This window comes from Nonomuraea sp. NPDC000554, from assembly GCF_040300065.1.
Classification (GTDB): Bacteria; Actinomycetota; Actinomycetes; order Streptosporangiales; family Streptosporangiaceae; genus Nonomuraea.
Genome location: NZ_JBEPDC010000022.1, coordinates 67,040 through 86,315 on the forward strand (window position 1 = coordinate 67,040; position 19,276 = coordinate 86,315).

The 19,276-nt window shown below is 67.3% G+C and carries 20 protein-coding genes; 16 read left to right on the top strand and 4 right to left on the bottom strand.

The window, feature by feature from the left end; genetic code table 11:
* The first annotated feature begins 335 nt into the window (after positions 1-335).
* The 5 genes from ABT294_RS34535 to ABT294_RS34555 all read left to right on the top strand — a co-directional run bounded on the left by ABT294_RS34535 (position 336) and on the right by ABT294_RS34555 (position 4,170).
* On the top strand, positions 336-665 hold the full coding sequence (locus ABT294_RS34535; RefSeq protein WP_350810523.1) for a PadR family transcriptional regulator: 330 nt from the start codon (positions 336-338) through the stop codon (positions 663-665).
* 2 nt (positions 666-667) lie between these two features.
* Positions 668-1,060 (top strand): DUF1048 domain-containing protein, encoded by a 393-nt coding sequence (locus ABT294_RS34540; RefSeq protein ID WP_350810524.1) that lies wholly within the window; start codon positions 668-670, stop codon positions 1,058-1,060.
* Positions 1,061-1,083: 23 nt separating this feature from the next.
* Entirely contained in the window at positions 1,084-1,890 is an 807-nt protein-coding gene (locus ABT294_RS34545; RefSeq protein ID WP_350810525.1) for an ABC transporter ATP-binding protein, read from the top strand.
* Positions 1,891-1,899: 9 nt separating this feature from the next.
* On the top strand, positions 1,900-2,661 hold the full coding sequence (locus ABT294_RS34550; protein WP_350810526.1) for an ABC transporter permease: 762 nt from the start codon (positions 1,900-1,902) through the stop codon (positions 2,659-2,661).
* Positions 2,662-2,964: 303 nt separating this feature from the next.
* On the top strand, positions 2,965-4,170 hold the full coding sequence (locus ABT294_RS34555) for a cytochrome P450 (protein WP_350810527.1): 1,206 nt from the start codon (positions 2,965-2,967) through the stop codon (positions 4,168-4,170).
* A gap of 180 nt (positions 4,171-4,350) precedes the next feature.
* Here the strand turns inward: ABT294_RS34555 and ABT294_RS34560 are convergent, their stop codons facing one another.
* Both ABT294_RS34560 and ABT294_RS34565 read right to left on the bottom strand, forming a co-directional pair.
* Complete coding sequence (locus ABT294_RS34560) at positions 4,351-4,737, bottom strand: PPOX class F420-dependent oxidoreductase (RefSeq protein ID WP_350810528.1); 387 nt, start codon at positions 4,735-4,737, stop codon at positions 4,351-4,353.
* 37 nt (positions 4,738-4,774) lie between these two features.
* Entirely contained in the window at positions 4,775-5,095 is a 321-nt protein-coding gene (locus ABT294_RS34565) for a dihydrofolate reductase family protein (protein WP_350810529.1), read from the bottom strand.
* Positions 5,096-5,186: 91 nt separating this feature from the next.
* Here ABT294_RS34565 and ABT294_RS34570 point away from each other — a divergent pair, with 91 nt between their 5' ends.
* Positions 5,187-5,639 carry a winged helix-turn-helix transcriptional regulator gene (locus tag ABT294_RS34570; RefSeq protein WP_350810530.1) on the top strand — a complete coding sequence of 151 codons (453 nt, stop codon included), beginning with the start codon at positions 5,187-5,189 and terminating at the stop codon, positions 5,637-5,639.
* Between the two features lie 203 nt (positions 5,640-5,842).
* Here the strand turns inward: ABT294_RS34570 and ABT294_RS34575 are convergent, their stop codons facing one another.
* Positions 5,843-6,466 carry a putative immunity protein gene (locus ABT294_RS34575; protein ID WP_350810531.1) on the bottom strand — a complete coding sequence of 208 codons (624 nt, stop codon included), beginning with the start codon at positions 6,464-6,466 and terminating at the stop codon, positions 5,843-5,845.
* Positions 6,467-7,080: 614 nt separating this feature from the next.
* Here ABT294_RS34575 and ABT294_RS34580 point away from each other — a divergent pair.
* From ABT294_RS34580 to ABT294_RS34610, 7 genes are all read left to right on the top strand, one after another.
* The gene (locus ABT294_RS34580; RefSeq protein WP_350810532.1) at positions 7,081-7,383 is read left to right on the top strand and encodes a putative quinol monooxygenase; all 303 of its coding nucleotides are present in this window, start codon (positions 7,081-7,083) and stop codon (positions 7,381-7,383) included.
* Between the two features lie 46 nt (positions 7,384-7,429).
* On the top strand, positions 7,430-8,182 hold the full coding sequence (locus ABT294_RS34585; protein WP_350810533.1) for an AraC family transcriptional regulator: 753 nt from the start codon (positions 7,430-7,432) through the stop codon (positions 8,180-8,182).
* A gap of 492 nt (positions 8,183-8,674) precedes the next feature.
* Positions 8,675-9,565, top strand: coding sequence for an AraC family transcriptional regulator (locus ABT294_RS34590; protein WP_350810534.1), 891 nt, complete (start codon positions 8,675-8,677; stop codon positions 9,563-9,565).
* Between the two features lie 60 nt (positions 9,566-9,625).
* Positions 9,626-10,825 (top strand): epoxide hydrolase family protein, encoded by a 1,200-nt coding sequence (locus ABT294_RS34595; RefSeq protein WP_350810535.1) that lies wholly within the window; start codon positions 9,626-9,628, stop codon positions 10,823-10,825.
* 195 nt (positions 10,826-11,020) lie between these two features.
* A complete protein-coding gene (locus tag ABT294_RS34600; RefSeq protein ID WP_350810536.1) occupies positions 11,021-11,365 on the top strand; it encodes a hypothetical protein in 345 nt (114 codons plus the stop codon).
* A 391-nt stretch (positions 11,366-11,756) separates the two neighbouring features.
* The gene (locus ABT294_RS34605) at positions 11,757-12,461 is read left to right on the top strand and encodes an SRPBCC family protein (protein ID WP_350810537.1); all 705 of its coding nucleotides are present in this window, start codon (positions 11,757-11,759) and stop codon (positions 12,459-12,461) included.
* A 97-nt stretch (positions 12,462-12,558) separates the two neighbouring features.
* Positions 12,559-12,987: a hypothetical protein gene (locus ABT294_RS34610; RefSeq protein ID WP_350810538.1), complete on the top strand. Its 429-nt coding sequence runs from the start codon at positions 12,559-12,561 to the stop codon at positions 12,985-12,987.
* 12 nt (positions 12,988-12,999) lie between these two features.
* Here ABT294_RS34610 and ABT294_RS34615 read toward each other — a convergent pair whose 3' ends face one another.
* Positions 13,000-14,148, bottom strand: coding sequence for an FAD-dependent oxidoreductase (locus ABT294_RS34615; RefSeq protein ID WP_350810539.1), 1,149 nt, complete (start codon positions 14,146-14,148; stop codon positions 13,000-13,002).
* Positions 14,149-14,425: 277 nt separating this feature from the next.
* Here ABT294_RS34615 and ABT294_RS34620 point away from each other — a divergent pair, with 277 nt between their 5' ends.
* The 3 genes from ABT294_RS34620 (at position 14,426) to ABT294_RS34630 (ending at position 19,262) form a co-directional block, all read left to right on the top strand.
* Positions 14,426-15,007, top strand: a complete 582-nt coding sequence (locus ABT294_RS34620) for a TetR/AcrR family transcriptional regulator (protein ID WP_350810622.1) — start codon at positions 14,426-14,428, stop codon at positions 15,005-15,007.
* Positions 15,008-15,357: 350 nt separating this feature from the next.
* Complete coding sequence (gene dnaE / locus ABT294_RS34625) at positions 15,358-18,915, top strand: DNA polymerase III subunit alpha (RefSeq protein WP_350810540.1); 3,558 nt, start codon at positions 15,358-15,360, stop codon at positions 18,913-18,915.
* Complete coding sequence (locus tag ABT294_RS34630) at positions 18,912-19,262, top strand: DUF6300 family protein (protein WP_350810541.1); 351 nt, start codon at positions 18,912-18,914, stop codon at positions 19,260-19,262. Before dnaE ends, ABT294_RS34630 begins: the two co-directional genes overlap by 4 nt.
* Positions 19,263-19,276 lie beyond the last annotated feature (14 nt).

A 19,276-nucleotide genomic window follows, 5' to 3' on the forward strand; every position in this document is an offset into this window, starting at 1 on the left:
AGGTCCCGGCGGGGATCACGTCTGATGCGGTGTCGTGTCAGCGGCCGTGTCAGCACGGCGACGGCCTGATATCAGCGCGGTCGGTGATGGTGGATGCCATGAACGGTTCAGCGATTGCGGCACCCGCCGCGTCCGCGACGGCGCAGCCGAAGATCGAGATCTCCGGCGGGCTGACGCAGCCCGTCTTCTTCTAAGGGGGTGGTGGCGGGCTGGCTCACGAGCAGCGATCAGGCCGCCCGCATCCACACGCTTGCGGTCTCGCCTTGCATCTCAGCTATTCAGCGTTACTATGTACCAGTAGTCAGCAACATTGAATAGCTGAAGGGGGGTGCTCCATGGGCAAGCAGCTGACGGAGATGCTCAAGGGCGTGTTGGAGGGCATCGTCCTGGCGATCCTGTCGGGCCGGCCCGCGTACGGCTACGAGATCACGGCGTGGCTGCGGGATCGGGGCTTCTCCGACATCGCCGAGGGCACCATCTACGCGCTGCTCGTCAGGATCGAGCAGCGCGGGCTCGTCGACGTGGAGAAGGTCCCGTCCGAGAAGGGGCCGCCGCGCAAGGTGTACTCCCTCAACGCTCAGGGACGGGCGCATCTCGAAGAGTTCTGGAGGACCTGGAGCTTCCTCACGGAACGGCTCGAACAGCTCCATGAAGGAGGCGAGTAGCCATGGCCACAGAGCCGGCCGAGCCGAAGAGCCGCTTGCGGCAGTACCTGGAGATGGTCACCGGGCCGCTCGAGGGCAAGAAGCGCTACCGGCAGTACAAGGCACGCACGAAGCAGCTTCCCGCGAACTATCACACGGCGATCGAAGCGCTGGAGCGGTACACGCAGCTCTTCGGACCGGGGGACTCGGAAAGCCTTCTGGCGATGCTGGAGGATCTCGCCGATCTGTTCGAGCAGAGCGCGGCCGACGGAACCCCGCTTCGCGATGTCGTCGGGGAAGACCCTGTGGAGTTCGCCGAGGAGTTTCTTCGCAACTACCCGGGGGGTTCGTGGATCCGCCGGGAGCGGGAACGGCTGACCAACGCCATCGATCGCGTCACGGGCGACAAGCCGTGACGAAACAGAGAACGGATATCCGAATGACAGCCCATCAGGTCCAGGGGCCTGCGATCCGCGTGCAAGGCCTGACGAAGTCGTACAAAGAGCTGCAGGTGCTGCGCGGCGTGGACTTCGAGGTGGCGCGGGGCAGCATTTTCGCCCTGCTCGGCTCGAACGGGGCGGGCAAGACCACGGCCGTGAAAATCCTGTCCACGCTGCTCAAGGCCGACGCGGGGACCGCCCGCGTCCACGGCTTCGACGTCGCCACGCAACCGGCGGACGTGCGCGAGTCCATCAGCCTCACCGGACAGTTCGCCGCCGTCGACGAGATCCTCAGCGGGCGGGAGAACCTCGTGCTGGTCGCCCGGCTGCGGCACCTCAAGAACCCGGGCAAGATCGCCGATGACCTGCTGAAGCGTTTCTCACTCACCGACGCGGGCGCGCGGAAGGCGTCGACGTATTCCGGAGGCATGCGCCGCCGCCTCGACATCGCGATGAGCCTCATCGGCAATCCGCCGGTCATCTTCCTCGACGAGCCGACGACCGGGCTCGACCCCCAGGCGCGCATCGAGGTGTGGCAGACCGTCAAGGACCTCGCCGGCCAGGGCACGACGGTGCTGCTCACCACGCAGTATCTGGACGAGGCCGAGCAACTCGCCGACCGGATCGCGATCCTGCACGAAGGCCGGATCATCGTCAACGGCACCCTGGCCGAGCTCAAGCAGCTGCTCCCGCCCGCCAAGGTCGAATACGTCGAGAAGCAACCGACCCTCGAGGACGTCTTCCTCACCCTCGTCGGTGACAACGGCAAGAACGGCCATGACCGCAACGTCGGCACGGACGCGTAAGGAGCAACGATGACCAAGCATTTCTTCGGCGACACCGCCGTCCTGCTGGGACGGTCCCTGCGCCACATCACGCGCAGCCCGGACACCATCATCACGACCGCGGTCATGCCGATCGCCATGATGCTGATGTTCGTCTACGTGTTCGGCGGCGCGATCAGAACAGGGTCGGATTCGTATGTGAACTACATGCTGCCCGGCATCCTGCTCATCACGGTCGCCTCGGGCATCGCCTACACCGCGTACCGGCTGTTCATGGATATGAAGGGCGGCATCTTCGAACGCTTCCAATCGATGCCGACCGCGCGCTCGTCCGTGCTGTGGGCGCACGTGCTGACCTCGCTGGTCGCCAATCTGGTCTCGCTCGTGGTCGTGATGCTCGTGGCCCTGCTCATGGGCTTCCGCTCGGGGGCGGGAGTGCTGGCGTGGTTGTCGGTGGCGGGCATCCTGATCCTGTTCACCCTGGCGTTGACCTGGATCGCCGTCATCCCCGGCCTGTCCGCCAAGACCATGGAAGGCGCGAGCGCGTTCTCCTACCCGCTCATCTTCCTGCCGTTCCTCAGCTCGGCCTTCGTGCCCACCGACACCATGCCCGGCCCGGTCCGCTTCTTCGCCGAGAACCAGCCGGTGACCTCCATCGTCAACGCCATCCGTGCCCTGTTCACCCAGCAGCCGGTCGGCACCGACATCTGGATCGCCTTGGCCTGGTGCGTCGGCATCCTCATCGTCGCCTACGCCTTCGCGATGAGCACCTACCGCCGCAAGATCTCCTAGGGCCGTGTTGATCGAGTCTGTCTTGGTCCAGATCAGCGTGGCGGAGAGGCAGCTCGCCCCAATGTGGTGGTCCAGGCGATCCGTGACGTCGTAGACCGGGCGGTCCGCGCCGCCGCCGACACGGATGTGGCGTGCCGCCGACATATTCATTGCAACGCAGCATTGCATTCGCGCCCAGCGTCATTGCGTCAACTTGCCGCCATACATAAGGGAGACGCCTTTCGGCCGATGGACAGTCATTCTGAATGCAACGTAGCTTTCGAGCAGCGCCAAACACGTACTATCGCGAAACGAGGAATGGCCATGAGTGAATCCCTCCACACCGTCACCACGATGCCGACGACGCGTCAGCCCGGCTGTCCCTTCGACCCGCCCAAGGAGCTGATCGAGGCCCGCGAGCACGGCCCCATCAGCCGCATGCCCTTCGCCGGCGGATACGAGGGCTGGCTGATCACCGGCTACGACCTGGTCCGGTCGGTCCTGGCCGACCCGCGGTTCAGCTCACGCAAGGAGCTCATGCGCCACCCGACCTTCGACGTCACCGGCATGGAGATCCCTCCGGCGCCGCCCGGCGAGTTCCTGCTGATGGACGATCCGCAGCACAGCCGCTACCGCAAACCGCTGGTGGGCAAGTTCACCGTCCGGCGGATGCGGCTGCTCACCGAGCGCGTCGAGCAGATCACCGCCGAGCACCTGGACGCGATGGAGAAGGCCGGGCCGCCGGTGAACCTGGTGACCGCGTTCGCCAAGCCCATCCCCGCCGTTGTGATCTGTGAGCTGCTGGGCGTGCCGTACGAGGACCGGGGCTCCTTCCAGGAGCACATCGACAAGTTCATGGACGGGGAGACCAGCGATGAGGACCTGATAGCCGCTTACACCGCGGTCCAGCAGTACCTCGCGGAGCTGGTGGTGGCCAAGCGCGCCGACCCCACCGACGACGTGCTCAGCGACCTGCTCGACAGCGATCTGACCGATGAGGAACTCAAAGGTGTCGCCCTGATCCTGCTGGCGGCCGGGTTCGACACCACGGCGAACATGCTGGCGCTGGGCACCTTCGCGCTGCTGCGCAACCCGGCGCAGCTGGCCGCGCTGCGCGCCGACCCCGGGCTCGCCGAGCGGGCCGTGGAGGAGCTGATGCGGTATCTGACCGTCGCCAAGACCGCCTTCCGGACGGCGCTGGAGGACGTCGAGGTCGGCGGCCAGACCATCAAGGCCGGCACGACGGTCATGCTGTCGTACAACACCGCCAACCGCGACCCCGAGCACTTCACCGACCCCCACCTGCTCGACCTGCGCAGGCAGGACGGCGGGCACCTGGCCTTCGGCCACGGCATCCACCAGTGCCTGGGCCAGCAACTGGCCCGCGTCGAGATGCGCGTCGCCTTCACCGCACTGCTCAACCGCTTCCCCACCCTGCGCCTGGCCGTACCGGCCGAAGAGGTTGCCCTGCGCCCGGAGACCGCGGACATCTACGGGATGAAGAGCCTCCCGGTCACCTGGGACGTGTGACCGAGCCAGGGATGGGTGAGGGCGCGCACGGCGGTGCCACCGCTGCGGCGGCACCGCCCGCTTGCTTCCGCGGCTGCTTTAAGGGCGCACTGACCGCGTTGCTCGCGCCGAACGACCGCCGTCGCTGATGGTCGCGTGCACCTCGTGACTCGAGTCTCGACGACACCCCGACGAGGCGCCTCAGCCCGCGCTCTGTCGATCGGGCTCGATGAGCGCGATGACCCGTTCCTCGCCGCGTGCGTAGGGACCGCCGGTGTACTTCGTCGAGATCCGGTCGACGATCTCCCAGGCGGCGTCGCCCTCGATCCACTCGACGACCCTGCCACGGACGATGACCGGCTGGAACGGGTTGTCGGCTGGCGTCAGGGAGAGCGCGACCCGCGGGTCACGCCGCAGGTTGCGGGCCTTCCGGGAGCGTGGGCCGGTGAGGATCGCGACATGGTCGCCGTCCGTGCCGATCCAGACAGGGACGGAGTGGGGAGCGCCGTCGGGGAGGACGCTGGCAAGGTGGGCGATCGGGGTGCCGTCGAGCACGCGGCGCACGTCGGGGTCGAGCATCGTGGTCATCTCCTGGCATGGGTTCTGTGTTGGTTCGGGTGGGCTTCTAGCGGGGGTCGGCGACTGCGTTCCGGTTGCGGTGTCGGGTGACGAGGACCTCCTCGCCCAGGCCGAGCAGCGCCCGGGCGGTGTGGGCGCCGGTCATCGCGGGGCCGCCGGCGGCGAGGTCCATCGCTCGACCTCGTAGTGGAGGTGGGTGACCGCCTGGCGCCGGGACGGCTTCGACGAGGCGGAGGCGCACATGCTCGGGGAGCGCCTCGAAGAAGGGTCGGCCGCCGCCGAGCAGGATCGGCACCTGGTGGAGGATCACCTCGTCGACGAGCCCCCGCGGTCGCGATGCCGCCGGGGCGCTGAAGACCTTGCTCATCGCCGTGATCCTTCCCGAAGTTCCTTCAAGAGACTCCATGAGCGTAGCATTCAGAGTTCCCTGAGGGAACTCCAATTGCTAGACTCCCTTCATGCAACGCACGAAGTTCGGGGAGATGGCCTGCTCCATCGCGCGCACCCTCGACGTGATCGGGGAGCCGTGGTCACCGCTGGTCCTGCGTGACGTCTACGCCGGGTTGAGACGGTTCGACCAACTTCAGGCCGACCTCGGAGTCTCGCGCAAGGTGCTGACCGAGCGGCTGAACCACCTCATCGACCAGGGCGTGCTCGAGCGCCGTCCCTACGATCAGCGGCCGCGCTACGAGTACCACCTGACACAGAAGGGCGCTGAGCTCGTCGACCTGCTCATGGTCATGGTCGGCTGGGGGGACAAGTGGCTCGCGGGCGAGGCCGGCCCGCCAGTGCTCTACCGCCATCACGCGTGCGGTGAGATCAGCAGTGTCGACCTGCGCTGCGCCCACTGCGGCCAGCCGATGCACGCAGGCGACGTCGACCTGGTGCCAGGCCCCGGCGCAGCCGTGTGACCCAGGCGGGGTCCACGGCTCCCCGACCCCCTGGGAGGCATCCGCAACCGCCGGCGGACGAGCGCTACAAGAAGTGCGACGTTGTCCGTGTGGGGCCTGGCGTCTTGGAGTTCGAGCAGTGTTCGCCTTGTGAGGCGGGGAGCCTGGGTTGCCTGCCCCGGCTCATGGTCGACGGAACTCGTCCGTCAGCACACCGTCGGGGATCACCGGAGCGACGTGTCCAACTGACGGATCAGTTCTCCGACCCGCCCACCGCCGCTCGGGGCGACCGGGTAGCGCCTCAGGACGTCCACCACGACGGGCTTCGCAAGGATCCGCGACTGCGCGATGTGGTCGGCTGCGACGGTGGGATCGTCTCCGGCGGCGAGTTCGAACGCTCGTGCGGCATGAGCGGCCGATCCGAGGATGTGCTTGACCTGAGTAGCTTTTGCCAGGGGGTGGAGGAACGCCGCACCGCACGCGTTGGCGGCCGCGCGCGCGGCATCGCTCGCCGCAGCCTGCCCTGCGTCGCGGGTCTCCTGAGCCGCCCGGTGCGCCGCCCACGCGTTGTCACGTAGCACCTTGGTCCGCTTGGCTCCGTCCGCGAACGCCTGCGCAGCGTCGATCGCGGCTCGTGGGCGCCGATCGTCAGGGCATTCACGTTCGAAGATCGCCAATGCAGGCCGCGCGCACGCCACCGCGTAGCCGGCGACCTCGCGGAGTTCGGACAGGCTGAGCTCGATCGTCGTGGAGTCATCCTTCTGCGCAGGGGCCGGAGTCTCAACGAGGTCCGGATCGGCCGGGGCCGCGGATGCGGAAGGGGCGGTGTCCTTGCTGCCAGTAACCATGCCTTCAACGGTATCGTTGAACCTTCGATTGAAACTTCCTCGCAATTCCAGAGGAACTATAGGACGGAACCTTCAAACCGACGAGCTGCTCAGGCCGGTTGACCTGACGCGCCCACCCTGCCGCCCGAACTGCTTACCAAGGAAGAACCGCAGTCCGAACCGGTCAAGCGACCAGGCTGCGATCGAGGCGCTCCCGCCCATGGCTGAGCCCAGGAACCAGGCCGTATGAACAGGTTTCGCGCGGGACGGGCACCCGACCGAAGCCCCCACGCCCGGCCAGGCAGCATCTCCGCCGCTTGGAGACCCTGACCAGGCGCTTACCTGCGCGAACCGCACATAGCGTGGTCAGATCACGCCTTGCGTTTTGACGACCTCGTGATCGACAGCGGCTGGGGGTTCGTCGGCCGAAGCACCTCGCCAGAGCGTGCGATGGGATCCGTGGTCAGCGTCGCGGTGTACCCGGCAAGCAGGCCGCCGAGGGCCTGGATGTTGCGAGTGGGTGTGTCCGTTGGAAGCGTGAACGCGTCCGGCTCACGGAAGCCGACCGGACCGTGTCGGTGTGAGGATCGGGACATCCCCGAGCGGCAGTAACCGCCCCGATCCAGGAGGTCCTCGTGATCATTGCCATTGTCGACTTCGATACCGCCACGGCCGACCGTGCGGCTGCCCTGGCCCAGCTCGACAGCGTGCGCGACGAGGTGCGCGCGATGCCAGGTAACGTCGCCTTTCAGGCGTACGCCTCCCGGGAGGACGAGACCAGAGTAACCGTGATCCACGAATGGGACGACGAGGAGTCGTTTGGCGGCTACCTGAAGTCGGACTCCTTCGCACGCTCTGGCGAGGTGCTTCGGCCGATGATGGTCGGGTCGCCGGTGAGCCGGCGCTTTCACGCGGAGTTGCTGGAGACCGTCGCCTGATCGGTGTCATGGCGACTCCCTACGATCGGTTCATGCGAGGCTGCGGATGACCCGGAAGGCGTACAGCTTCGTTCGCACGTTCCCGCAGGAGCCCGCTCGCGCGCTCAAGGTGGACCGCCACTACCTGCTCTGCGCCTCGGCCGGTGCCCTACGGCTCGAGGCGCAGGGCCAGGCGTGGCTGCTGCCGCCGGCACGGGCCGCCTTGATCGAGGCGGGCCAGGCGATACAGGTGAGCATCCCGCAGCCGGTCACGACCGCGTCGGTGTTGTTCGACACCGGATTCACCCCGGCCCCGCCAGCACCGTTGACCGTATTCGACCTCAGTCCTCTGGCACGCGCACTGGTGAACGAGTGCGGCACCTGGGGAGAGAGCGACGAACCTCTTACGGCGTACGCCGAGACGCTGTTCACCACGCTCGCCGCAGTGAGCTGGCGGCTCGCGGAGCGGCCGAGTCCAGTCGTCGTGCCGGCGGGGCGGTCACCGGAGCTACGCCGAGCCCTGCAGTTGACCGAGCAACGGCTCGGCGGCGAGATCAGCTTCGAGGACGTGGCAGAGGAGGTGGGCTTGGCGCCACGGTCGCTGGCGCGGCGCTTCGAGGATGAGACCGGCATGACGTGGCGGGCAGTCCTGCGCCGGATGCGGGTGCTGCGCGCGATCGAAGAACTGGCTGCGGGCGACACTCCGATCACCACAATCGCATTCACGGTCGGCTACACCTCACTGTCGGCGTTCAACGCCGCGTTCCGACAGCTGACCGCCCGCACACCCACGGAGTACCGAGCCAGCTTCCGGCCCTGACCAGGGGTGGGCTCCGGGCGGGACGTCAGAGCATCCCTCGCGCGCCCGTCACTGATTGATCACGTTCGGATGGCACGCGGCGGAGTCGCTGGGCACGGGAACGGCCGTCATGGATCTTCATATCTGTGAAGAACCAAGATCTGCAACGGCCGTGGAGCCCAGCATGACGGGTGTCCTGCGTGCAGCGGGAGTCCTGGCAGGGACGAAGCGGGCCAGGCGGCTGAGCAGGCTGTCAGGACGTGCCGTCACCATCGCCCCCACTCCCCCGCTTCGTCTCCGGGCTTGCGGACGCTGACCTCCACGCCCGACAGCATGCCGCGCACTTCGGACGCTGCTGACCAAGCTCGAACAGATGGCCGTGAAGTTATCCCATCTCGGGCAAGTCCGGGCGGCGCAAGCTGTCGAGCTGCGGTGCCCGGAGTTCGTTGAGACGGCCGTCCCGGAGAGGCTCGGGTATCCAGATCTGCGGCATATGCCGTTAGCCTCGGCCGCATGGTGTTCGACTCCGTTCAATTCGATCTCCAGCCTTATGCCGGTTTCGACATGAATCGATACGTTCGGCGGACCCACTGCAGCTGGGAGAAGCTCGGCTGGCAGTCCTTGCTCGTGCAACGGTTCGACCACGTCCCGCTCGTCGAAGAGATGGAGTTGCCGGCCGCGGCGGACCTGCACCTGATACTGCCCATAGGAGGCCGGACCGTGATGGAGACGCGGATCGGTGGTCGATGGAGCCGCCACACCTGGGTACCGGGGCGGCTCGAGCTGGGCGTCCCGGACCAGCCCGCCCTCCGCCGCTATCGTGGGGACGGCCCGTTGCGCAGCGTGCAGGTCCATATCCCGCGAGGCGCCGTCGAACAGACCGCGGAGCGGCTGGGTGGCCGCGCGGTGGACTATGCGAGTATGGCGGCGTCCGTGGCCGCCGGCGATCCGCTGATCGAGGAGGCCGTCCGCGCCGTCGGCTCCGCGGACGAGACCGGCGACCTGTACGCCGAGTCCGCGGCCGCCTTCCTGGCCGTGCACCTGCTCACCCGCCATTCCCGGCTACCCGGCCAACGGGCGCCGGTGCGGGAGGACACACGCGTCCGCGCGGCGATCGCCCTCATGCAGGACCGACTGGCCGAACCGCTCACCCTGGCCGACATCGCGGACGACGTGTATCTCAGCGTGTACCACCTCGTCCGCGTGTTCAGCCGGGCAACAGGAGAAACGCCCCACAGGTTCCTCACCCGATTGCGGATCGAGAAGGCGCAACGCCTGCTGCGGGATACCGACCTCACGGTCGCCCAGATCGCGCCGCTCTGCGGTTTCGCCAGTCCCGGTGCTCTGTCGACGGCCTTCCTGCGGCACACCGGCACCCGTCCCTCGGCATATCGCAATTCCTGACCGCTCTCCCGGCAATCTCCGGCATGGACCCGCGGGTGACCCGTTCCTAGGGTTTCGTCCATGTCTGAAAACACGGCGACAACGCCTGAGATCGAGCCCTACCCCATTCACATTCCCGACCGCGACTTGACGGACCTGCGGGCTCGTCTTGACGGGGTTCGGCTTCCCGAGCCCGAAACGGTGCCGGACGCCACGCAGGGTATCGAGTTGGATCAGCTGAGGATGCTGCTGGACGCCTGGCGACAGCACGACTGGCGGGCCAGGGAAGACCGGTGGAACGCGATTCCGCACTACCGCGTGCGCCTCGACGGCCTGCATGTCGCGTTCTGGCACGTGCGCTCGCCCGAACCCACAGCGCGCCCCTTGTTGCTGACCCATGGCTGGCCGGGCTCCGTCCTCGAATTTGAGAACGTCCTCGGGCCGCTCAGTGATCCGGTCGCCCATGGCGGTTCCGCGAGTGACGCCTTCCACGTGGTCGTCCCGTCCCTGCCGGGGTTCGGGTTCAGCGATCGTCCACGCGAGCGCGGCTGGCACCCCGGCCGCACGGCGCGGGCGTGGGCCGAGCTGATGACCGTGCTCGGCTACGAGCGGTTCGGCGCGCACGGCGGAGACTGGGGCGCGTTCGTCAGCACCGAGCTGGCGCGCCTGGTGCCCGAGCGCGTCACCGGCCTGCACCTGACGATGCCGCTCGCCTCTCCCCTGCCGGACGACCGGATCTCTCCGGACCCGGCGGAACAACGCATGCTGAAGCGGCGTGATATGCATCTTGCGGACGGATACGGCTTCGGGATGATCATGAGCACGCGCCCGCAGACGCTCGGCTACTCCCTGCTCGACTCGCCTGCCGGCCTGGCGGCGTGGCTCGGCGAGAAGTTCGCCGCCTACTCCGACACCCGACCGGAGGCCGGCGGTGGGGTGAGCGTGTCGCAGCAAGTGGACAACATCGCCCTGTACTGGCTGACCGGGACGGGTGCCTCCAGTGCTCGCTGGTACTGGGAGGCCATGCGGTGGGTACCACGCAGTGCCGAAGAAGAGAACGCACAACCGGTGACGGTGCCCACCGCCTGTTCGCTGTTCCCGGCCGAGCCGTGGCCGACCGCCCGGCGCTGGGCCGAGCGCCGCTACCACGACCTCCGGTCATGGAACGAACTGGACAGGGGTGGCCACTTCCCCGGTCTGGAACAGCCAGATCTTCTGGTCTCCGAAATCAGAGCCGCATTCCATCACGCACGCCACGATCCCGGCGATCTCGCACAGTGAGAGTTTCTCACCCCACCGTCTCCCTTCCCGCCCGAGCGGCTACATCTTGAAGATTCAGTTAGAGGCTATCGCGAACCTTAGTTGCTCTCCCTCTCGTTTCGCTATAGCATCTAACGCAAGCATGAGCCTCTAGCTCATCGCTGGTGCGCGGCACGGGGTTCGCTGCCGCGCACTCGGCAGACGAAGGGAAACACCATGACGACCGTGTCCACGTCACCCGCCCGCACCGATCGGCGCACTCCGCTGGCGGTGACCGTCTCCTCCTGGGCGGTCCCCGTCATGGTGCTGGGCCAGTTCGCCCTGCTGGCGATCGTCCCGGTCACGATCGCGCTGGTCGGCGCTCTCCGCCACGCCCGCGACCGGACGGTTCGCTGGGCCGCCGCACTCCTCGCCGTCACGTACGCGATCCCGCTCGTCGTCTGGCTGACGCGGCCCGACGGCGCGCCGAGCCTGTCCAAGGACATTCACCCCGCGTTCGTCGCTTTGATCGTCGCCGCCTCCGCCGCGCTCATCGTGGCCATCCTTCGCGCCCGGCGCTGAAGCAGCGTGCCCGCTTCCGGCGGGTGGACGCCGTCTTCGACCACATCGGCGGCCGCGGCGTCGTCGACTCCTGCCCCCGGCGGCACCCTCGACTCCTACGGCAGCGCCTCCACCCGCAGCAACGAGGGCTCAACGCTGCTCGGCCGGCTCTCGACTGTGGCACGCCCTGCCCAAACCGGCGCCGCGATCTGGGCCGGAGAAGCTTCGGCCGAGCACCGGGTCCAGGCCCGGCTGCGCACCGACCTCACCCAGGTCTTCGCTGCCCTGCAGCACGGCGACGTGATCGCCGTCCGGCCGCTTCTCTCCCACCTCTCCGGCGCCCTGCTGCCCTCCTGGCGCGCAGCACCCCCTGCGCGTTCAGTCCCGTTCCCTCAGAACCAAAGGAATCTCCATGACCATGTCCAGCAACAGCCTGTTGAACTCCTCCGGTCAGCAATTCCGGACCCGCGCACGCATCACCGCGCTCACGATCTCGCTCGCCGCAACCGGCGTACTCGCAGGCAACGTCCCCGCCGCGCAGGCCGTCACCGCACAGCCCCAGGCCGCCCGTCACGCCGACGCTCACCACGGCGGTGGAGTCCAGTGCCGCGGGGAAGGTGTCGACCCCACCGCGAAGATCCGGTACCGGACCGAGACCTTGATCAAGGCGCCGCTGAGCACCATCTGGAAACTGCAGACCGATGTGGAACGCTGGCCGACCTGGCAGGAGCCCGTGACCAGCATGAAGCGCCTGGACCCGGGCCCGCTCCGGAAGCACTCGCAGTTCCGGTGGACCACTCCGGTGCCCGCCACTCCCATCAGCCCGCCCACCACGCTGGTCATCACCTCCACCGTCCGCCAACTTCAGCACCACACGTGCATCCGCTGGACCGGGCCCGCGATCGGCAAAGGACTGCGCATCGACCGGGGCGTCCACGTCTGGACCTTCACCAAGGTCAAGGGCGGCGTCCTCGTACGCACCGAGGAGACCCATGCCGGCGACCAGATCGAGACCAACGTGCCCCTCGCCACCGACTTCCTCGGAAAAGGTCTCGAGGCCTGGCTGAAAGACCTCAAGAACACCGCCGAAGCCCGCGCCGGGGGTGTGTCCGGTTAACATCTGGACTTCACCGACTTCCATGGCGTGATGAAGGCCGCTACAAGAAATGAATCCCCTGAGCCCGTCCTTCCTGTGGCGCATGTGCTGCCTCCTGGTGCTGGCCGTCGCGATCTCCATGGCGGCCTCCATACGGGAGTCTCGGCCGGCTGAACCACCCTTCAATGGGTGGATCGACACCGTCGAGGTGGAAGGAAGGGCCCTCATCCTGCACGCGGTCAGCGGGACGAACTCCACGGAATGCCTCAAGGCCGACGAAGCCGAAGCTGCCGAGTCCGAGACGAGCGTGCGGGTCCGGGTGGTGCTTCGCGACGTCTGCCCGCGACGTGAGCGCACGCTGCTGGAGAAATGGCGGGACGAGTTCTGGCCGCGTGCTTACATCGGTACCGGCGGGGTCGTCTTTGTGCCCGTCACGCTCGACCGGCCCTTGGGGCGCCGGAAGGTCTTCGACGAGGAGGGCCGCGAGATCCGGGTCTGCCCGATCACGGGCTCGCGATTGAAGACCATGCAACAGTGCCTGAAGTAGGGTGTTGACCGGTCAGCGCTGGGGCGGGCCGAACCCTGCGATGTCGCTGCTGTCGTGTCGCTCGAGCAGGGCCTCGGCGCCGTTTTCGAGGGTCCGGGCCGTGTCCGTCGCACGGGGGAGCATGGTCTTTTCGTAGGTGGCGATGGCGTCGGCGACCGTGGTGGAGCCGGCCAGCGCGAGGGCGAGTTCGCAGGCGTCGAGCATGGCCAGGTTGGCGCCGACGCCCAGCGGGGGCATGAGGTGGGCGGCGTCGCCGAGCAGGGTCACGGTCGGCGTGGGTTCCCAGGTGTGTGGGACCGGCAGGGCGAACAACGGACGATCGACGTACGGTCCGTCGTTGTCGGTGATCATCCGGAGCATGGGTGGCGACCAGCCGGAGAAGGCGTCGAGCAGCCGGGCACGGATCCCGGCGGTGTCGCCGGCGTGCAGACCGCTCGCGGTGATCCAGTCGGCGGGCAGGCGCTGGATGATGTAGACCCGGATGTGGTCGGCGCTGTTGCGCTGGGCGAACAGAGCGCGGTCGCCGTCGGCTGCGGTGGCGCTCCCCTGGCCGACGAGCGCGGCGAGGTCGGGGTGCGCGTTCTCGACATCCTGGAACCGAGCCTCCAGGAAGCTGACCCCGGTGTACAGCGGCGCGGCCGGCGACACCGCCGGGCGGACTCGGGAGAACGCACCGTCGGCACCGACGACCAGGTCTGTCTCGACGGTCGTGCCATCGAGGAAGTGCACCCGCCGCGGGCCATCGGCCGGGCCGCTGACCTTCTCGACGGCGTGGTCCCACTGCACGGTCCCCGGCTCCAGCGAGTTGAGCAGCAGATCGCGCAACTGGCCCCGGTCGATCTCCGGTTTGAAGAGCTCGCCTTCGGCCGGGACGTGATGGCCCAGGATCCGCCCCGTCAGATCCAGGAGGCGCATCTCCTGTCCCTCCGGGCGTGCCAGCCTGAAGAACTCGTCGAGCAGGCCGGCCTCGCGCAGGGCGAGCTGCCCGTCGTCGGCGTGCAGATCGAGGGTGCCGCCCTGGTTGCGCGCCGCCGGGTGCGGGTCGCGGTCATAGACCGTCACGGGGATGCCGTGCTTCTGCAAGATGCGGGCAGCGGTGAGGCCACCGGGACCTGCTCCGATGATGCTGATCCTCGCGGTGGACGGTGCTGGCGAGTTCATGGCTGATCCTCTTGTTCATGACTGTGTGCGAGCCGCGGCGGGATTGCGGACGCGACTCCCTGTAGCGCGCGGGGCCGCAAGCCGTGTTCGCCTGCCGATTCCTGTGATGCCGCCGCTGCGTCGGGCTGTTCACACCACCCGGTCGCACACTGCGGCTGCTCGTGCACGTCGTCCCCGAGAGCTGGAGGCAACCCCGCCACCCCAGAAAAGCAGAACGAGTAGAAAAGTGCAATCGGTCCACTAATTGTCGGTGACCACTTTTGGGTAGGGTGTGCGCATGGACAAGCCACCTGTCGTCGGTCGCCGCGAACGCAAGAAGGCGGCAACCCGTCAAGCGATCGCCGACGCCGCCCTGCAGCTGTTCCTTGCGCGAGGCTACGACCGGGTGAGCATCAGAGACATCGCCGAAGCGGCCGACGTGTCGACCACAACGCTGTTCAAGCACTTCCCGGGCAAGGAGGCACTGGTCTTCGACCAGGACGAAGACCAAGAGGCGGAGTTGGTCGCCGCGGTACGTCAACGCCCCGCCGGCCAGGGCATCGTCGATGCGCTCCGCGAGCACGTCCTCACGTCCTGGCTCCCGGTCGCGACCCACCCGCGCTGGGCCGAATTCACCGATCTCGTGGACTCCACACCGGCCCTGCAGGAGTATGCCGAACGCATGTGGACCCGGCACGCCGCCGCCCTCAGCGCGGCCATCGCCGATGACGCCGGCGTAAGTCACGACAACATCGCCTGCCAGGCACTCGCCCGGTTCATTCTGGCGATACCGCCACTCACCCGAGGCCGGCAGGATCCCCGACCGGCCGTCGAGGAGATCTTCGACCTCCTCACACACGGCTGGCACCCGCCCGGCTAGCTGGACCTACCATCACGCGCCCCCTCCGCTCTGTGGTTGCAGATCGTCCGGCTCGGGCTCATCAGGGAACCGCAGCCCAGCCACTCGGACGAGCGTGGCCAGTTTGTCGGGGAGCTGACCGGCGAGCTCGGCGGTCGTGCATGGCGGGCTCCAGGGCGGTCGGTCATCGTCGTGGCGAGTGGCGCCGGGTTGCGTTTTAGCAGCTCAACGGCTGTGCCGCTCCGGCGGTGTGGAGCGTCTGCAATACCCGCGACAACAATGTGTTGCCTGTTGCCCGCAACGCCTGCTGAGGCTCGCGAGACGGACTAGCCTCGTCGAGTCGTTGGCCGGTTGAGAGACGAGGGGTATGGGTGAGCAAGTCCTTCGTGCACCTGCACGTGCACACCGAGTACAGCATGCTGGACGGGGCGGCCAAGATGAAGCCGCTGTTCAAGGAAGCCGCCCGGCTGGAGATGCCCGCCATCGCGATGTCGGACCACGGCAACATGTTCGGGGCCTACGAGTTCCAGAAGGTCGCGAAGGACAGCCCGGTCAAGCCCATCATCGGCATCGAAGCGTACCTGGCACCGGAGAACCGGTTCGTGAAGAAGCCCGTCTTCTGGGGGCAGCGCGCTGAGACCGGTGTCGCGGACGGCGAAGGCGGCAAGGACGTCTCCGGCGGTGGCCGGTTCACCCACATGACCATGTGGGCCAAGGACGCGGACGGGCTGCGCAACCTGTTCAAGCTGTCGTCCCTGGCCTCGTTCGAGGGCTACTACTCCAAGCCCCGCATGGACAAGGACCTGATCTCGCAGTACGCCGCCGGCATCATCGCGACGACCGGCTGCCCGTCCGGGGCGGTGCAGACCCGCATCAGGCTCGGCCAGTACGACGAAGCGGTCAAGGTCGCCGCTGACTACCAGGACATGTTCGGCAAGGAGAACTACTTCCTGGAGCTGATGGACCACGGTATCGACATCGAGCGCGAGGTCCGCGCCGACCTGCTTCGGCTGGCCAAGCAGCTCGACATCCCGCTGCTGGTCACCAACGACTCCCACTACGTGACCGAGGACCAGGCCGACGCGCACGACAGCCTCCTGTGTGTCGGCGTGGGCAAGAACAAGGACGATCCGAACCGGTTCCGGTTCAACGGCTCGGGCTACTACCTCAAGACCGCCGACGAGATGCGCGCCCTGTTCGCCGACCTTCCCGAGGCGTGCGACAACACGCTACTGGTGGCCGAGATGGTGGGCGACTACAGCGACGTGTTCGCCCAGGTGGACAGGATGCCGGACTATCCCGATATTCCTGAAGGGGAGACGCAGGAATCCTGGCTGCGCCAGGAGGTCGAGCGTGGCCTGGAGATGCGGTACGGGACGCCGGTCCCCGCGGAGGTGCGGGAGCGGTACGAGACCGAGATGAAGGTCATCGGCCCGATGGGGTTCTCCTCCTACTTCCTCGTGGTCGCCGACATCTGCAAGTACGCACGTGACAACGGCATCGCGGTCGGGCCCGGCCGTGGTAGCGCGACCGGGTCGATCGTCGCCTACGCGACCCGCATCACCGAGCTCGACCCCTTGGAGCACGGCCTGCTGTTCGAGCGGTTCTTGAACCCTGAGCGGATCAACCCGCCCGATGTCGACCTCGACTTCGACGACCGCCAGCGCGACCGCATGGTGGCCTACGTCACCGAGAAGTACGGCAGCGCGATGACCGCGCAGGTCAACACGTTCGGCACCATCAAGGCCAAGGCCGCCGTCAAGGATGCCTCGCGCATCCTCGGCTACCCGTTCGCCGTGGGCGACAAGATCACGAAGGCGATGCCGCCGGACGTCATGGGCAAAGGCGTCCCCCTCGCGGACCTGTTCAACGAGGAGCACGCCCGCTACAACGAGGGCACAGAGATCCGCGCCCTGTACGAGAACGATCCCGACGTGCGCAAGGTCATCGACACCGGCCGGGGCATCGAGGGCCTGATCCGCGGAACGGGCGTCCACGCGGCAGCGGTCATCCTGTCCTCACATCCGCTGCTGGACCTGATCCCGATGCACAGGCGGGACAAGGACGGCGTGATCATCACAGGCTTCGACTACCCGTCCTGTGAAGACATGGGCCTGGTCAAGATGGACTTCCTGGGGCTGAGGAACCTGGGCATCATCGACCACGCCATCAAGATCATCAAGCAGAACCGTGGCATCGAACTCGACACCCTCACCCTCCCCCTCGACGACGAACGCACCTACCAGCTCCTGGCCCGAGGCGACACCCTCGGCGTGTTCCAGCTCGACGGCGGCCCCATGCGGCAGCTCCTCAAGCTGATGGAACCCACCCGATTCGAGGACATCGCCGCCGTGCTAGCCCTGTACCGGCCGGGCCCGATGGCCGCCAACGCGCACACCAACTACGCGCACCGCAAGAACGCCCGCCAGGACATCGAGCCCATCCACCCCGAGCTGAAAGACGCCCTCGAACCCATCCTCGGCTCCACCTTCCACCTGCTGGTCTACCAAGAGCAGATCATGGCCGTAGCCCGGGAACTCGCCGGCTACACCCTCGGCGGCGCCGACCTGCTCCGCCGCGCCATGGGCAAGAAGAAACCGGAGGTCCTCGCCAAGGAGTTCGACAACTTCCAGAAGGGCATGCGCGACAACAGCTACAGCGACGAGGCGATCCAGGCGCTGTGGGACGTCATGCTGCCGTTCTCCGGGTACGCCTTCAACAAGTCCCATACCGCCGGGTACGGCCTGGTCGCCTACTGGACCGCCTACCTGAAGGCCAACTACCCCGCCGAGTACATGGCCGCGCTGCTCACCTCCGTGGGCGACGACAAGGACAAGGCCGCCGTCTACCTCGCCGAGTGCCGCAAGATGGGCATCGAGGTCCTGCCGCCGGACGTGAACGACTCCCAGCTCGACTTCGTCGCGGTCGGCGACGACAAGGTCCGCTTCGGCCTGGGCGCGGTCCGCAACGTCGGAGAGAACGTCGTCGAGGGCATCGTCAAGGCCCGCAGGGAGAAGAGCCAGTACAAGGACTTCAACGACTTCCTGTCCAAGGTGCCGCTGACGGCCTGCAACAAGCGAGTCATCGAGTCGTTGATCAAAGCCGGGGCGTTCGACTCGCTGAACCACCCGCGCAAGGCGCTGCTCATGGTGCACGAGCAGGCCGTGGAGTCTGTCATCGACATCAAGAAGAACGAGGCCCACGGCCAGGACTCGCTGTTCGGCGGTATGGACGGCGACGACGACGGTGCGGCGTTCTCCGTCGCCGTCCCCGACATGGAGTGGGACAAGAAGACGCGGCTCGACTTCGAGCGGGAGATGCTCGGCCTGTACGTGTCGGACCACCCGCTGGCCGGCGCCGAGCGGCTGCTGGCCCGCAACCGGGACACCACGATCGCGGACCTGCTCGAATCCGGCCGCGAGGACCGCGGCGACATCAGCGTGTGCGGCATGATCACGAAGGTGGACAAGCGAGTCAACAAGGCCGGCAAGCTCTGGGCGATCGCCACCGTCGAGGACATGGACGCCGCCGTCGAATGCCTGTTCTTCCCCAAGAGCTACGAGCTCTACGGGCCGGAACTGCGGGAAGACGTCGTGGTGGCGGTGCGCGGGCAGATCAACAACCGCGACGGCGCCATCTCCATCTTCGCGACAGACCTGACCATGATCGACGTGTCAGGAGTCAACAGCGACGCCGGCCACCCCGTCACCCTGCTCCTGCGCGAAGAACGCATCACCCCGCAACTCCTGGACGAGCTGCGGAACGTGTTGAAGCTGCACCAAGGGCAGGTGCCCGTGCTGATCAACCTGCGGCGGCGGATCGGGGGGAAGACCTTGGTCCTGTCCCTGCCGGAATTCCGGATCAACCCGGAGTCGTCGTTCGCCGCCGACATCAAACAGCTGTTCGGCCCGGAAGCGATCATGCTGTGACCGGCCGCCGGCGGGTCGATGTGCTCATCACCGACGAACTGCCGGTGTGTCCGCGGTGCACGCGCGAGGGGCTCCTCCTCGCGCGTGTGCCCTACGGCTGGGCGAACGCCTGCGCCGGCCGGGCAGATGGATGTACCGGCGTCGTCCTCTGCGCGGCGTGTGATACCGCAGCGCCACACGCGGCACCGCTGATCACGTGGTTCCAGGTACATGGGCAGGTGAACGGCGGGAACAGCGAGGAGTTCGTCCGGCTGGCAGTGGCATGGGCAGACGACCTGTCCGTGCCACCACTCGACGAGCAAGAGTTGGAGTCCGAGTTCGACCGGTGGCGCCGCGGCGAACTGTGACCGGCCAAGAAAGC